Here is a 14,083-nt window from a genome sequence, read left to right on the forward strand (position 1 = left end):
CAGTGTCCGCACTCTACCGGGGTGCAGCCCCTGATCCAAGCGGGACCTGCGCCCTGGCGAGCCCCTGGGCCCGCGCCCGCTCAGCCGTGCGCGCCGCCTACGAGAACAGCCCCTTGTACTGCTCGCGCAGCAGGTTCTTCTGCACCTTGCCCATGGTGTTGCGCGGCAGCTCCTGCGCCACGAAGCAGCGCTTGGGGATCTTGAAGTTCGCCAGTTGCGCCTTCAGGGTGGCGACGATGCGGTCCGCATCGAGCCTGGCGCCGGGCCTGGGAATCACCACCGCCACGCCGACCTCGCCGAAATCCGGGTGCGGCACGCCGACCAGCGCGCTCTCGGCCACGCCGGGCAGCTCGTTCATGAAGCCTTCCACCTCGGCCGGGTAGACGTTGTAGCCGCCGCTGATGATCAGGTCCTTGCTGCGGCCGACGATGGTGACGTAGCCGCGCTCGTCGATGCGGCCCACGTCGCCCGTTTTGAACCAGCCGTCGGCGGTGAATTCCTCGGCGGTTTTCTCCGGCATGCGCCAGTAGCCCTTGAACACGTTGGGTCCGCGCACCTGGATGCCGCCGATCCCGCCCGTGGCCACTTCGCGGCCGTCGTCCGCCACCACCCGCAGGCCCACGCCCGGCAAGGGAAAGCCGACCGTGCCGCCGCGCCGCTCGCCGCCATCGTAGGGGTTGGAGGTCAGCATGATGGTTTCGCTCATGCCGTAGCGCTCCAGGATCGTGTGGCCGGTGCGCTCGCGCCATTCGTTGAAGGTCTCGATCAGCAGCGGCGCCGAGCCGGAGATGAACAGGCGCATGTGCCCTGCCGCCTGGCGGTCGAGCCCCGGCTCGGCCAGCATCCGCACGTACAGCGTCGGCACGCCCATGAACACGCTGGCGCGCGGCAGCGCCGCGATCACCTTCTTCGGGTCGAACTTCGCGAACCAGATCATCCTGCTGCCATTGAGCAGCGCGCCATGGATGGCGACGAACAGGCCGTGCACGTGGAAGATCGGCAGCGCGTGCACCAGCACGTCGCCCGGCGTCCAGCCCCAGTAATCCTTGAGCACCCGGGCGTTGGACAGCAGGTTGCCGTGCGTGAGCATCGCGCCCTTGCTGCGCCCGGTGGTGCCGCTGGTGTAGATGATGGCCGCCAGGTCGTCGGCGCGCTTCACGGCCGGCTCGTGTCGGTCGGCGTGCTGGGCGGCGCGGTCCAGCAGCGAACCGGTGCGGTCGTCGCCGAGCGTGAAGACGTTCTGCGTGCCGGCCTGGAAGGCGATCTTGCTCACCCAGCCGAAGTTCTTCGGCGTGCAGACCACCACGGCGGGCTCCGCGTTGCCGACGAAGTACTCGATCTCGGCGCTCTGGTAGGCGGTGTTGAGCGGCAGGAACACGTAGCCGGCGCGCAGCGTGGCCAGGTACAGCATCATGGCCTCGACCGATTTCTCCACCTGCACCGCGATGCGCGAGCCTTCCGGCAGCTGCAGGGATACCAGCAGGTTGGCGATCATGGCCGTGCCGCGATCCAGGTCGCGCCAGCTGTAGGCCAGCTCGTCGTCGGTCTCGATGGCGATGGCATCGAGGTCGTCCGGGAAGGCCGCGCGCAGGGCGGCGAAGAGGTTTTCGTTGGTCATTCGTTGACTCCGGTTCGATTCAGCCCAAGCCCGTTGTCATTGCGGGCCTTGCCCCGCAATCCATCTCCCGAAGCCCCTGCAGCCGCCGTGCGCAAGCCCGTCGGCGGGAGATGGATCCCGGCTTTCGCCGGGATGACACGGGAGCGCGGAAGAAGGCCAAGGGACAGGCTTGCGTCAAGAGACAGGCTTGCGTCAAAAGACAGGTTTGCGCTTGTCCAGGAACGCCGCCACGCCCTCGCGATGCTCGGCAGAGGGAGCATAGCGGTAGGCGGCCGCGAGTTCGGCCGCTGCGGCGGCGGCCCGCTCGGGATCGTGCTGCTCGCGCAGCGCCCGCAGGGTGCGCTTGTTCAGGCGGGCGGCTTGCGGGGCCAGCGCCGCGATGCGGGCGGCCAGCGTGTCGCAGCGCGCGGCCAGCTCCGCCGGCGGCACCAGGTGCTGCAGGAACCCCCTGGCCTTCATCTCCGCGGCGTCGAATGCGGCGGCTTCGAGCAGCATCTGCCGTGCCGTGCCTTCGCCCGCCGCGCGCGCCACCAGCGCCGCCTCCCTCGGTGCCATCGGGAACCCGAGGCGGGCGATCGGCGCGCCGAAGCTGGCGTCGCCGGCCGCCAGCCGGATGTCGCAGCAACTGGCGATCTCCATGCCGGCCCCCATGCAGGCACCGGCGATGCACGCCAGGACCGGTACGTCGCAGTCCAGCAGGGCCTGCAGCGCGCCCCACACGTCCTGCTCGTGGAAGTCGCGCAGCGAGGACTCGGCGAAGCGGAATCCGGCGTACTCGGAAATGTCGCCACCGGCGCAGAAGGCACCGCCCTCGCCCTGCACCACCACGCAGCGCACCGAGGCGTCCTGCTGCAGCTGCTGGAAGATGGCGCGCAGCTGGCGCCACATCGCGCGCGACATGGCATTGAGCTTGCCCGGGTGCGACAGCAGCACCCGGGCGACCGGGCCTTGCGATTCGAGCTGGATCCGTCCTGGCAAGGCGTCAGGTCCCCATGGCGCTCATCGCCCGCAGTTGCGAGAACCCATCCAGTGCCACCGCGGACCCGGCTTTGCCGGGCCGCTGGCGGGCCTTGCAGGCCGCGGGGCTGACGGCGGCGGCCGCGGCTGCGCGCAGCACGGCGCGGCGCCGCATGGGAAGGAACTGCATGAACCGGACTCCGATGGCCTTTGCGGACCTCAACCGTACAGGTCCTCGATGGCACCCGCTATCGGGATTTCTCCGCGCGCCAGCATGGCCCGGTGCTTGTCCAGCCGCTTCAGGTCGTACAGGTAGTTCACCATCAGGCCGAACGACTGCTTCAGGCCCTTGGGCGAGGGATCCGCCGCCCAGTTGAGCCTTTCCACGCGCGCGCCGTTGCCCAGGTGGAAGCGCGCGACCGGGTCGCACGGCCGGCCCCTGTCCATCTCGCGGGCCAGGTAGCGCCCGGCCCAGGCCAGCAGCTGCGCGCGCTGCGGCGACTTGGGACCCAGTGCGAGCGGGTCGTCCAGCGCCGCCATCAGTTCGGCCGGCGCGCGCTTGTTCATCCAGGCGCGCAGGCTGGGGATGGGCGAGAGCGTGGCGAAGGTCTTCAGCCGCGGGAACTCGGCCTTGAGCGTCTCCACCACCCGCTTGATCAGGGAGTCGCCGAAGCTCACGCCGCGCAGCCCGGGCTGGGTGTTGCTGATCGAATAGAAGATCGCCGTCGTGGCGCGCACCAGGTCGGAAGGCGGCCCGGCTTCGTCCAGCAGGGGCGTGATGCTGTCCGCCATGCGGTCCATCAGCGCCACCTCGACGAAGATCAGCGGCTCGCCCGGCAGGCGCGGGTGGAAGAAGCCGTAGCAGCGCCGGTCGCTGTCGAGCCGGTTCTTCACGTCGGCCCAGCTGCGGATGTCGTGCACCGCCTCGTACTGGATGAGCTTTTCCACCAGCGAGGCGGGCGAGTCCCAGCTGATGCGCTGCAGTTCCAGGAAGCCGACGTCGAACCAGGTCGAGAACAGCCCCTCCAGTTCCGCATCCAGCGGCAGCAGGCGGCGGTCCGACTTCAGTTGCGGCAGCAGCTGCGCGCGCAGGTCGACCAGGAAGCGCATGCCCTCGGGATAGCCGGCGAAGCGTTGCAGCAGGCGGGTGCGCGGCGACATGAAGGCGCGCCGCAGCCGGATCTCGGCCTGCGCCTCCTCGGGTGTGCCGAGCGCCGCCTCGTACTGCTCGCGCGCCGCCTTGACCTGGGCCGCGTCGGGCGCGAACTGCTCGCTCACCAGCAGCCAGCAGTCGCGCCGCTCGTCCGCCGGGGCTTTGGCGTACCAGTCCGCGAAAGCGCGGGCGAGCCGCGCGCCCTCCACCTCGCTCACGCGCGGATCGACCACGGCCTGCAGCTCGGAGAGCACGCGGCGCAGCGCACGCGGCGACAGCGCCTCGGGATGGCGCCGCAGCGTGGCCTTCAGGCGCTCGCCGGTCGAGCGCGGCGCGGTGGCCGAGGCCGGCGCCGGCGTGTCCAGCCCCGGCCGCAGCGCGGCCATGCCGCGGCTGATCCAGTCGCTCGCCTTCACGCCGGCACTCCGGCGCGCGGGCGCCGCTGCGCCCACAGCCACAACCCGATGCCGAAGGCGATCATCGGCACGCACAGCCACTGGCCCATGCTCAGGCCGGTCTGGTCCTTCAGCCACATCAGGTACGCGTCGGGTTCGCGGAAGAACTCCGCGATGAAGCGGAACACGCCATAGCCGATCAGGAACATGGCCGAGACCTGGGCCTCGCGCCGCTCCTTGCGCGCGTACAGCCACAGCAGCACGAACAGCAGCACCCCTTCCAGCAGGAACTGGTAGACCTGCGACGGGTGGCGCGGCGCCATCGAGCCGCTGTGCGGGAACACCATGCCCCAGGGCAGCGACGGGTCCGCGAAGCGGCCCCACAGCTCCCCGTTGATGAAGTTGCCGACGCGGCCGGCGGCCAGCCCCAGGGGCACGCAGGGCGCGACGAAGTCCATCACCTGCCAGAACGGCTTGCCGCGCGAACGCGCGAACCACCATTGCGACGCGATCACGCCCAGCATGCCGCCATGGAAGCTCATGCCGCCCTGCCAGATGAAGAAGATCTCCAGCGGGTGGGCCGCGTAGTACGCCGGCTTGTAGAACAGGCAGTAGCCGAGCCGCCCGCCGGCGATCACGCCCAGCACGCCCAGGAACAGCATGTCCTCGATGTCGCGCCGGCTCCAGGCCCCGGCGCCCTGCAGCGACGCGAAGGGCGGGTGCCGCAGGCGTCGCGTGGCCAGGAAGTAGAACAGTCCGAACGCAGCCAGGTAGGTCAAGCCGTACCAGTGCACGGCCAGCGGGCCGATCTGCAGCGCGACCGGATCGATCTTCGGGTACATCAGCATCCGGCCATTGTGCCCGCAGGCCTCAGCCCCCCGCCGCGACCTGCGCGCGCGCGAACGCGATGAAACGCGACAGTGCGGCACCGGGGCCGGGGCGCCACGCCAGGCTGGTCTCGCAGCGCGGCACCTGGCGGGCGGCGGCGCCGCCGATGGCCCGGTAGACGACGCCGGCGCGCTGGAACTGCCGCACGCTCTCGGGCACCCAGGCCAGCCCCAGCCCGGCCGAGACCAGGTTGACGATGGTCTGCATCTGGATCGCCTCCTGCGCCACCACCGGCTCGCGCCCGGATGCGTGGTACAGGCCGAACAGCGCGTCGTGCAGCGAGGGCAGGATGCGGCGCGGGAACAGCACCAGCGGCTCGGCCAGCACGCGCGACAGCGGAAGGCTGCGCGCCACGGCCAGCGGGTGCGACTCGGGAATGGCCAGCACCAGCGGCTCCTGGGCGATGCGCAGGTGCTCCAGGCCGGCCGGGGCGAAGCCCGGCGAGTGCAGCAGGAACCCTGCGTCGACCTCGCCGCCGGCGATGGCGGGCAGCTGCACGTCGGCGGTGGCCTCGACCAGGTCCAGCCGGGTGCGCGGGTGCTCGTCGCGATACGCCTGGACCCAGCGGGGCAAGAAGGTGAAGCCGACGGTGGACACGAAGGCCAGCCGCAGGTGGCCGGCTTCGCCTTCGGCCGCCGACCGTGCCACGGCCGGCAGCGCGCGCGCCCGCTCCAGCAGCGCCACGGCCTGGGGCCACAGCGCTTCGCCGGCTTCGGTCAGCTGCACGCTGCGGCGCGTGCGGTCGAACAGCCGCACGTCCAGCAGCCGCTCGAGCTGGGCGATCGCCTGGGTCAGCGGCGGCTGCGTCATGTGCAGCCGGGCGGCCGCCCGCCCGAAGTGCAGCGTTTCGGCGACGGCGACGAACTGGCGCCACAGGCGCAGTTCGATGACGGGTTCTTTCATATGCCAAGCATATCAATGAGCCACTGAAAATGGATTGGAACGAATAAGCGTCGGACCGCATACTTGCGGGTTGCACGGGCGGCCCGCATGCCGCTCACTGCCCCTTCCTTCCGGAGACCCCATGGCCGAGCAACCCATCCGCCTGCACCTGCGCAGCGACCACATCACCCAGGGCAAGTCCCGCGCACCCAACCGCTCCATGTACTACGGCATGGGCTACAAGGAAACCGACTTCGGCAAGCCGATGGTCGGCGTGGCCAACGGCCACAGCACCATCACGCCCTGCAACAGCGGCCTGCAGAAGCTGGCCGACGCGGCCGTGCAGGGCATCGTCGAGGCGGGCGGCAATCCCCAGGTGTTCGGCACGCCGACCATCAGCGACGGCATGGCGATGGGCACCGAAGGCATGAAGTACTCGCTGGTCAGCCGCGAGGTCATCGCCGACTGCGTGGAGACCTGCGTGCAGGGCCAGTGGATGGACGGCGTGGTCGTGATCGGCGGCTGCGACAAGAACATGCCGGGCGGCCTGATGGGCATGCTGCGCGCCAACGTGCCGGCCATCTACGTCTATGGCGGCACCATCCTGCCGGGCAAGTGGAAGGGCCAGGACCTGAACATCGTCAGCGTGTTCGAGGCGGTGGGCCAGAACGCCGCCGGCAAGATCAGCGACCATGAGCTCAAGTGCATCGAGCAGCACGCGATTCCCGGCACCGGCTCGTGCGGCGGCATGTACACCGCCAACACCATGTCCTCCGCCTTCGAGGCGCTGGGCATCTCGCTGCCCTTCTCGTCCACCATGGCCAACCCGCACGACGAGAAGCAGAACTCGGCGAAGGAGTCGGCCAAGGTCCTGATCGAGGCCATCCGCAAGGACATCAAGCCGCGCGACATCGTCACGCGCAAGTCGATCGAGAACGCGGTGGCGGTGATCATGGCCATCGGCGGCTCCACCAACGCAGTGCTGCACTTCCTGGCGATCGCGCATGCGGCCGGCGTGGAGTGGACCATCGACGACTTCGAGCGGGTGCGCCAGAAGACTCCGGTCATCTGCGACCTCAAGCCCTCGGGCCAGTACCTGGCGGTGGACCTGCACCAGGCCGGCGGCATCCCGCAGGTGATGAAGATCCTGCTCAATGCGGGCCTGCTGCACGGCGACTGCATCACCATCACCGGCCAGACCATCGCCGAGGTGCTCAAGGACATCCCCGACCAGCCGCGCGCCGACCAGAGCGTGATCCGGACGATCGACAAGGCGCTGTACAGGCAGGGCCACCTGGCCATCCTCAAGGGCAACCTGTCGCCGGAAGGCTCGGTCGCCAAGATCACCGGCCTGAAGAACCCGGTGATCACCGGCCCGGCGCGCGTGTTCGACGACGAGCAGTCGGCGCTGCAGGCCATCCTGGACGGCAAGATCAAGGCCGGCGACGTGATGGTGCTGCGCTACCTCGGACCCAAGGGCGGCCCCGGCATGCCGGAGATGCTGGCGCCCACCGGCGCGCTGATCGGCGCCGGCCTGGGCGAGAGCGTGGGCCTGATCACCGACGGCCGGTTCTCCGGCGGCACCTGGGGCATGGTGGTCGGCCACGTGGCGCCGGAAGCGGCGGCCGGCGGCAACATCGCGCTGGTGCAGGAAGGCGACTCCATCACCATCGACGCGCACCAGCTGCTGCTGCAGGTGAACGTGTCCGACGAGGAACTGGCCAGGCGGCGCGCGACGTGGAAGGCGCCGGCGCCGCGCTACACGCGCGGCGTGCAGGCCAAGTTCGCGTTCAATGCGGCGAGCGCCAGCAAGGGCGCGGTGCTCGACCTGTTCTGATCGGCTTTCGTCGCCGCCGTCCTACACCCGGCGGCACGGCCGCTTCCTAGCATGGGGGCTCCCCACAGGAGACCCCCATGGACACCACCTCGGTGTGGCGCGCCACCGCGCCCGGCCCCGGCTACGCGATGCTGCAGGGCGACCGGTCCTGCGACGTGCTGGTGGTGGGCGGTGGCATCACCGGCGTGACCACGGCCCTGCTGCTGGCCGGGCAGGGCCGCCAGGTGGTCCTGCTGGAGGCCGGGGAGATCGGCAGCGGCACCACCGGGCATTCCACCGGCAACCTCTACGTCACCACCAGCCTGGGCTTGTCGGCGATCGCCTCGTCATGGGACGAATCGGTGGCCCGGGAGGTGGTCGACCGGCGCGGCGCGGCCATCGACTTCATCGAGCAGCGGTGCAGGAGCCTGCCGGGCGCCGCGTTCACGCGCTGCCGGCACCACCAGTACGCCCGCTTCGCGCAGGACCAGCCGTCCATCGAGAAGGAGCACCAGGCGCTGGCCAGGGCCGGCTGCGCGGTCGCCCTGGAGCACGCGCTGCCGGGCGGCCTGCCTCCGCCATCGGGTCCGGTGCTCGTACTGGCCGACCAGGCGCAGTTCCAGCCCCAGGCCTACCTGCGCGGCCTGGCTGCGCAGGCGGCGGAGTCCGGCGTTTCGCTGCACGAGCAATCGCGCGTGCTGGAGCTGGACGCCAGGGCCCGCACCGCGACCACCGCCAGCGGGACCGTCAAGGCCGCCGAGATCGTGCTGGCCACGCATTCGCCCAAGGGCGTGCACCTCGTCCAGGCCGAGATGCCGGTGCACCGCGAATACGCCCTGGCCTTCGAAGCCGGCGACGTGGACCCCGGCGCCGGCATCTTCTGGTGGCAGGGCGACGAGAGCCTGTCGATCCGCATGCACGAGCACGAGGGGCGCCGCTACCTGGTGGTGGTCGGCCCCGCGCACAAGGTCGGCACGCACAACGCCAAGGCGGCGCTGATGGCGGTGCAGGCCATGGCCAACAGCTACCTGAACCCCGGCAAGCCCGTGCATCGATGGTCGGCGCAGAACTACCGGTCCCATGACGGCCTGCCCTACATCGGGCGCGACCGCTCCGGCTGCTTCATCGCCAGCGGCTTCGCCACCGACGGGCTGACCTGGGGCACGGTGGCGGCGCAGGGCATCGCGGCGCAGCTGGCGGGCCGGGCCGACGCCTTCATCGACCGCTGCTCGCCGGGGCGCTTCACGCCGGCCAAGGGCGCCAGGGCGCTGCTGGAGGAGAACGCCACCACCGTCCGGACGCTGGTGCAGGGCTATCTCACGCACGGCCAGCAGGAACACCTGGCCAGCCTGGCGCCCGGCGACAGCGCGATCGTGGAGGCGGAAGGCGAGGCATTCGCGGCCTGGCGCGCCCCGGACGGCGAACTGTTCGCCGTCTCGCCCGTGTGCACGCACCTGGGCTGCAAGGTGCGCTGGAACAGCGTGGAGACCAGCTGGGACTGCCCCTGCCACGGCAGCCGGTTCCGCCCGGACGGGACCGTGATCGAGGGGCCGGCGCTGGCGCCGCTCAAGCGCAGGCAACTGGCGCTGGGCTGAGTCCGCTGAAAGGGAAATGGGGTCGGCCAGGCCGTAGCGGGTCGCACGCAGCGCCGACGCCAGACTTGCGCGGGATCGTCAGCGTTTGCGGCGCGGCGCCATGCCCAGGTTCTCGCGGCTCCTGTCGATGCGGGCCTGGCGCCTTGCGTTCTCCCGCTGCACGGCCTTCTTCTTCGTGTAGCCCGACCAGTCGGCCCAGGTCCACCAGGCCGCGGCCAGGCCGAACGGGGCCAGCACCGCCCACCAGGGCCATTCGGCCACCGGCCCGATCGCCAGGTACTTGAGGGCCAGCAACACGATCCCGAGACCGAGGAACAACATCACTTCTCTCCGCAAAAACCCGGTCTTTCCCGCGTCACTGGGAACCCGGAAGGGTCAACCGCTGTCGGTACAATGGCGTTGAGCACTGTAACCCAACCACACACAGAGGATCGCCCGATGAAACGTGCCTTGTTCGCCCTCGCTGCCATGGTCGCCGTGGCCGGTCCGGCTTTCGCCGACCAGGCGCTGGCCCAGGCCAAGAACTGCATGGCCTGCCATGCCGTGGACAAGAAGCTGGTCGGCCCGTCGTACAAGGACGTCGCCAGCAAGTACGCCGGCCAGAAGGACGCCGTCGACAAGCTCGCCGTCAAGATCCAGAAGGGTGGCTCCGGTGTCTGGGGCCCCGTGCCCATGCCGGCCAACACGCAGGTCAGCGAGGCGGAAGCCAAGAAGCTCGCCGCCTGGGTCCTGACCTTGAAGTGACCTGAACCGCAAGAAGAAAAGCCCGCTTTCGCGGGCTTTTCTTTTTGCTCTGTTCAGGTCATCCCGGCGAGCGAAGCGAAAGCCGGGATCCACGATCGACGCCTGCGCGCATTCGTGGATGCCGGGTCCAGCCCGGCATGACACAGCGCTGCTCCCGCTTTGCCGGAAACGGCGTTTTCAGTTCTTCTCTGCCAGCTGCTCCAGGATCGCAGGGTTCTCCAGCGTCGTCGTGTCCTGCGTGATCGCCTCGCCTTTGGCGATCGACCGCAGCAGGCGCCGCATGATCTTGCCGCTGCGGGTCTTGGGCAGGTTCTCGCCGAAGCGGATGTCCTTGGGCTTGGCGATCGGGCCGATCTCCTTGGCCACCCAGTTGCGCAGCTCGTTGGCGATCCGCTTGGCCTCCTCGCCCTTCGGGCGGGGCCGCTTGAGCACGACGAAGGCGCAGATCGCCTCGCCGGTCAGCTCGTCGGGGCGCGCCACCACGGCGGCTTCGGCCACCAGGTCGGTCTTGGCGACCAGCGCCGACTCCACCTCCATGGTGCCCAGGCGGTGGCCCGAGACGTTCAGCACGTCGTCGATGCGGCCGGTGACACGGAAGTAGCCGCGCTCCTTGTCGCGCACCGCGCCGTCGCCGGCCAGGTAGGTGCGCCCGCCCATTTCCTCGGGGAAGTAGGTCTTGCGGAAGCGGTCGGGGTCGCCCCAGATGGTGCGGATCATCGCCGGCCAGGGCCGCTTGATCACCAGCATGCCGCCCGAGCCGTGCGGCAGTTCCTTGCCGGTCTCGTCGACCACCGCGGCCATGATGCCCGGCAGCGGCAGCGTGCACGAACCGGGCACCAGCGGCGTGGCACCCGGCAGCGGCGAGATGACGTGGCCGCCGGTCTCGGTCTGCCACCAGGTGTCGATCACCGGGCAACGCTCGCCGCCGACGTTCTTGTAGTACCACATCCAGGCTTCCGGGTTGATCGGCTCGCCCACGCTGCCCAGGATGCGCAGCGAGGACAGGTTCCAGTTCCTCGGATGCACCTTGGGATCGCTCTCGGCCGCCTTGATCAGCGACCGGATGGCCGTGGGCGCCGTGTAGAACACGCTGACCTTGTGGCGCTCGATCATCTGCCAGAAGCGCCCGGCGTTCGGGTACGTCGGGATGCCCTCGAACATCACCTGGGTGCAGCCGGCTGCCAGCGGTCCATAGACCACGTAGCTGTGGCCGGTGACCCAGCCGATGTCGGCGGTGCACCAGAACACGTCGTCGGGCCGGATGTCGAACACCCAGTCCATGGTGAGCTTGGACCACAGCACGAAGCCCGCCGTGGAGTGCTGGACCCCCTTGGGCTTGCCGGTCGAGCCGGAGGTGTACAGCACGAACAGCGGATGCTCGGCGCCCACCGACACCGGCGGGCACTGGTCGGACTGGCCCTGGATCGCCTGGTCGAAAGTCTTGTCGCGGCCCGCCACCATGTTGCAGGCGGTCGGCGTGCGCATGTACACCAGCACCGACTTGATCGTCTCGCAGCCGCCCATGGCGATGCCCTCGTCGACGATGGCCTTGAGCGGCATCTCCTTGCCGCCGCGCATCTGGTAGTTGGCGGTGATCACGGCCACCGCGCCGGCGTCGATGATGCGTTCGTTCACCGCCTTGGCCGAGAAGCCGCCGAACACCACGCTGTGGGTAGCGCCGATGCGGGCGCAGGCCTGCATGGCGATGAGCCCTTCCACCGTCATGGGCATGTAGATGAGCACGCGGTCGCCCTTCTGGATGCCCTGCGCCTTCAGCGCGTTGGCGAAGCGGCTGACGCGCAGCAGGAGATCCTTGTAGGTGTACTTCGTGACCGTGCCGTCGTCGGCCTCGAAGATGACGGCGGTCTTGTTCTCCACCGGGGTGCCCACGTGCTTGTCCAGGCAGTTGGCGCTGGCGTTGAGCTCGCCGTCCTCGAACCACTTGTAGAACGGCGCCTCCGATTCGTTCAGCGTCCGGGTGAACGGCTTGGTCCACACCATGTTGTCGCGCGCCAGCCTGGCCCAGAAGCCCTCGAAATCCTGTTCGGCCTGCCTGAACAGGGCCTCGTAGGCGGCCATGCCGGAGATGCGGGCGCCGCGCATCGACGCTTCTGTGGGGGGAAAGACGCGGTTCTCGACGAGGACCGATTCGATGGCGCTCATGCTCTTGTCTCCGGGGTTGGTTGAAAGATGGCGGGCACTGTCATACGGACCACTTACAGGCCACTGACTGCCGCGAGCTTACAAGCTACCGCGAAGCCGCGGAGCTGTCATGGGGCAAAACTACAATGCCGGCCCGCCTTTCGCATCACCCAAAAGACCACAATGCCCCAACGCAACCCGCTGCGCAGCGGCCCGCTGCGCCCCCTGCCGAACCTGATCTTCGCCAGCCGCTGGCTGCAGTTGCCGCTGTACCTGGGGTTGATCGCCGCACAGGCGGTCTACGTGTTCCATTTCTGGGTGGAGCTGGTGCACCTGCTGGAGGCCGCCTGGGGCAGCCAGGACGCTCTGCAGAAGCTGGTGGGCAGCATCGGCTACAAGGCCGACGCGCCGATCGCCTCGCTGAACGAGACGGTGATCATGCTGGTGGTGCTGGCGCTGATCGACGTGGTGATGATCTCCAACCTGCTGATCATGGTGATCGTCGGCGGCTACGAGACCTTCGTCAGCCGCATGAACCTGGAGGGCCACCCCGACCAGCCCGAGTGGCTGAGCCACGTGAACGCCTCGGTGCTCAAGGTGAAGCTGGCCACCGCCATCATCGGCATCAGCTCGATCCACCTGCTCAAGACCTTCATCAACGCGGACAACTACACCGACCGCGTGCTGATCGCCCAGACGGCGATCCACATCACCTTCCTGCTGTCGGCCATGGCGATCGCCTACACCGACAAGATCATGGCCAACGCGGCGGCGGCCGGCGCGCACCACTGAGGCACGCGGCCGCGAGGGGCGCTCGTTCTCCGGCCTTGCCGGCGCACGCCCTGCGATGTCATTCCGGCGCACGCCCCCCGGGTGTCATTCCGGCGCAAGCCGGAATCCATCTCCGACTCCCTGGACACGCACGTGCGTGCCCGATGCGGAGGATGGATCTTCGCCGGGATGACAGGTGGGGCGACGTGCGTGACTCGCGACCGGAGGATAGGTCTCGGCGTTCGCCGGGATGACGAACCGGGGGTCCCCCGCGCGCTTTCTACGACACCGCCTCCAGCGCCAGCAGCCCGGCCGCCGTGTTCGAGATCGGGATGTGGTAGTTCGAGTGCACCTTGCGCACCGGCCCCGACACCGCCCCGCGGGCGGCGATCCACATCAGCAGCTCGATCCCCTGCGTGCCGGTCTTCTCGACCAGCTCGTGGACGCTGAACCGGGTGGCCCATTCGGGCTCGTTCACCAGGCTGTCCATGAACTTCAGGTCGAAGGGCTTGTTGATGAAGCCGGCGCGCGCGCCATCGAGCTGGTGCGACAGGCCGCCGGTGCCGATGACGACCACCCGCTTGTCGCTGTCCCAGGACCGGATCGCCTCGCCCACCGCCTGCCCCAGCGCATAGCAGCGCCTGGCCGAGGGCAGCGGGTACTGCACGGTGTTGATGCACACCGGCACGATCGCGACCGGGCAGTCCCCTTCCGGCCAGAACAGCTTGAGCGGCAGCGTGACGGCGTGGTCGACCAGCATCTCCTGGCAGGTGGTGATGTCGAATTCGCGCTCGACCAGGTGCTCGATCAGGTGCCACGACAGGTCCGGCTCGCCGCGGAACGGCGGCAGCGTGGGGATGCCCCAGCCTTCGTCGGCGTTGCGGTACTCGGGTGCGGCGCCGACCGCGAAGGTCGGCATCTTGTCCAGGAAGAAGTTCAGCCCGTGGTCGTTGTAGAAGACCACCGCCACGTCCGGCCTGGCCCCGGCCAGCCACTGCCGGACCGGGCCGTAGCCGTCGAAGAAGGGCTTCCAGTAGGGCTGCTGCTGCAGGCCTTTGGCGATTGCGCCGCCGATCGCGGGCACGTGCGAGGTGGCGAGGCCACCGAGGATGCGGGCCATCT

Annotated in this window: 13 protein-coding genes; 4 read left to right on the top strand and 9 right to left on the bottom strand. The window is 69.4% G+C overall.

Going from position 1 to position 14,083, the window contains the following annotated elements; genetic code table 11:
* Nucleotides 1-97: 97 nt before the first annotated feature.
* The 6 genes from V6M57_RS13205 to V6M57_RS13230 all read right to left on the bottom strand — a co-directional run bounded on the left by V6M57_RS13205 (nt 98) and on the right by V6M57_RS13230 (nt 5,914).
* Nucleotides 98-1,618: a malonate--CoA ligase gene (locus V6M57_RS13205; protein WP_332815459.1), complete on the bottom strand. Its 1,521-nt coding sequence runs from the start codon at nt 1,616-1,618 to the stop codon at nt 98-100.
* A 192-nt stretch (nt 1,619-1,810) separates the two neighbouring features.
* Nucleotides 1,811-2,596, bottom strand: a complete 786-nt coding sequence (locus tag V6M57_RS13210; protein ID WP_332815460.1) for an enoyl-CoA hydratase/isomerase family protein — start codon at nt 2,594-2,596, stop codon at nt 1,811-1,813.
* Nucleotides 2,597-2,600: 4 nt separating this feature from the next.
* Nucleotides 2,601-2,765 carry a hypothetical protein gene (locus V6M57_RS13215; protein ID WP_332815461.1) on the bottom strand — a complete coding sequence of 55 codons (165 nt, stop codon included), beginning with the start codon at nt 2,763-2,765 and terminating at the stop codon, nt 2,601-2,603.
* A 29-nt stretch (nt 2,766-2,794) separates the two neighbouring features.
* Entirely contained in the window at nt 2,795-4,114 is a 1,320-nt protein-coding gene (locus tag V6M57_RS13220; protein WP_332815503.1) for a malonyl-CoA decarboxylase, read from the bottom strand.
* 26 nt (nt 4,115-4,140) lie between these two features.
* Nucleotides 4,141-4,971, bottom strand: a complete 831-nt coding sequence (gene lgt / locus V6M57_RS13225; protein WP_332815462.1) for a prolipoprotein diacylglyceryl transferase — start codon at nt 4,969-4,971, stop codon at nt 4,141-4,143.
* A gap of 22 nt (nt 4,972-4,993) precedes the next feature.
* Complete coding sequence (locus V6M57_RS13230) at nt 4,994-5,914, bottom strand: LysR family transcriptional regulator (protein WP_332815463.1); 921 nt, start codon at nt 5,912-5,914, stop codon at nt 4,994-4,996.
* Nucleotides 5,915-6,035: 121 nt separating this feature from the next.
* Here V6M57_RS13230 and ilvD point away from each other — a divergent pair, with 121 nt between their 5' ends.
* Both ilvD and V6M57_RS13240 read left to right on the top strand, forming a co-directional pair.
* A complete protein-coding gene (gene ilvD, locus V6M57_RS13235; RefSeq protein WP_332815464.1) occupies nt 6,036-7,730 on the top strand; it encodes a dihydroxy-acid dehydratase in 1,695 nt (564 codons plus the stop codon).
* Between the two features lie 77 nt (nt 7,731-7,807).
* On the top strand, nt 7,808-9,304 hold the full coding sequence (locus V6M57_RS13240; RefSeq protein WP_332815465.1) for an FAD-dependent oxidoreductase: 1,497 nt from the start codon (nt 7,808-7,810) through the stop codon (nt 9,302-9,304).
* A gap of 78 nt (nt 9,305-9,382) precedes the next feature.
* On the opposite strand, the gene V6M57_RS13245 is transcribed toward V6M57_RS13240, so the two are convergent.
* Nucleotides 9,383-9,625 (bottom strand): TIGR04438 family Trp-rich protein, encoded by a 243-nt coding sequence (locus V6M57_RS13245; RefSeq protein ID WP_332815466.1) that lies wholly within the window; start codon nt 9,623-9,625, stop codon nt 9,383-9,385.
* 117 nt (nt 9,626-9,742) lie between these two features.
* Between V6M57_RS13245 and V6M57_RS13250 the strand changes: the two genes are divergently transcribed.
* Entirely contained in the window at nt 9,743-10,048 is a 306-nt protein-coding gene (locus tag V6M57_RS13250) for a c-type cytochrome (protein WP_332815467.1), read from the top strand.
* Nucleotides 10,049-10,225: 177 nt separating this feature from the next.
* Here V6M57_RS13250 and acs read toward each other — a convergent pair whose 3' ends face one another.
* Complete coding sequence (gene acs, locus V6M57_RS13255; RefSeq protein WP_332815468.1) at nt 10,226-12,211, bottom strand: acetate--CoA ligase; 1,986 nt, start codon at nt 12,209-12,211, stop codon at nt 10,226-10,228.
* A 162-nt stretch (nt 12,212-12,373) separates the two neighbouring features.
* On the opposite strand from acs, the gene V6M57_RS13260 reads away from it, so the two are divergent.
* Entirely contained in the window at nt 12,374-12,982 is a 609-nt protein-coding gene (locus V6M57_RS13260; RefSeq protein ID WP_332815469.1) for a YqhA family protein, read from the top strand.
* A 259-nt stretch (nt 12,983-13,241) separates the two neighbouring features.
* Here V6M57_RS13260 and V6M57_RS13265 read toward each other — a convergent pair whose 3' ends face one another.
* Nucleotides 13,242-14,081, bottom strand: coding sequence for a class III extradiol dioxygenase family protein (locus V6M57_RS13265; protein WP_332815470.1), 840 nt, complete (start codon nt 14,079-14,081; stop codon nt 13,242-13,244).
* Nucleotides 14,082-14,083 lie beyond the last annotated feature (2 nt).

The organism is Ramlibacter sp., assembly GCF_036676645.1.
In the GTDB taxonomy this organism is placed as follows: domain Bacteria; phylum Pseudomonadota; class Gammaproteobacteria; order Burkholderiales; family Burkholderiaceae_C; genus Ramlibacter.

Coding starts and splice junctions, on each gene's coding strand:
- V6M57_RS13265 (WP_332815470.1), bottom strand. CDS start 14,081: ATGGCCCGCATCCTCGGTGGCCTCGCCACCTCGCACGTGCCCGCGATC.
- V6M57_RS13230 (WP_332815463.1), bottom strand. CDS start 5,914: ATGAAAGAACCCGTCATCGAACTGCGCCTGTGGCGCCAGTTCGTCGCC.
- V6M57_RS13240 (WP_332815465.1), top strand. CDS start 7,808: ATGGACACCACCTCGGTGTGGCGCGCCACCGCGCCCGGCCCCGGCTAC.
- V6M57_RS13245 (WP_332815466.1), bottom strand. CDS start 9,625: ATGTTGTTCCTCGGTCTCGGGATCGTGTTGCTGGCCCTCAAGTACCTG.
- V6M57_RS13220 (WP_332815503.1), bottom strand. CDS start 4,114: ATGGCCGCGCTGCGGCCGGGGCTGGACACGCCGGCGCCGGCCTCGGCC.
- V6M57_RS13250 (WP_332815467.1), top strand. CDS start 9,743: ATGAAACGTGCCTTGTTCGCCCTCGCTGCCATGGTCGCCGTGGCCGGT.
- V6M57_RS13215 (WP_332815461.1), bottom strand. CDS start 2,765: ATGCAGTTCCTTCCCATGCGGCGCCGCGCCGTGCTGCGCGCAGCCGCG.
- V6M57_RS13260 (WP_332815469.1), top strand. CDS start 12,374: ATGCCCCAACGCAACCCGCTGCGCAGCGGCCCGCTGCGCCCCCTGCCG.
- lgt (WP_332815462.1), bottom strand. CDS start 4,971: ATGCTGATGTACCCGAAGATCGATCCGGTCGCGCTGCAGATCGGCCCG.
- V6M57_RS13205 (WP_332815459.1), bottom strand. CDS start 1,618: ATGACCAACGAAAACCTCTTCGCCGCCCTGCGCGCGGCCTTCCCGGAC.
- ilvD (WP_332815464.1), top strand. CDS start 6,036: ATGGCCGAGCAACCCATCCGCCTGCACCTGCGCAGCGACCACATCACC.
- acs (WP_332815468.1), bottom strand. CDS start 12,211: ATGAGCGCCATCGAATCGGTCCTCGTCGAGAACCGCGTCTTTCCCCCC.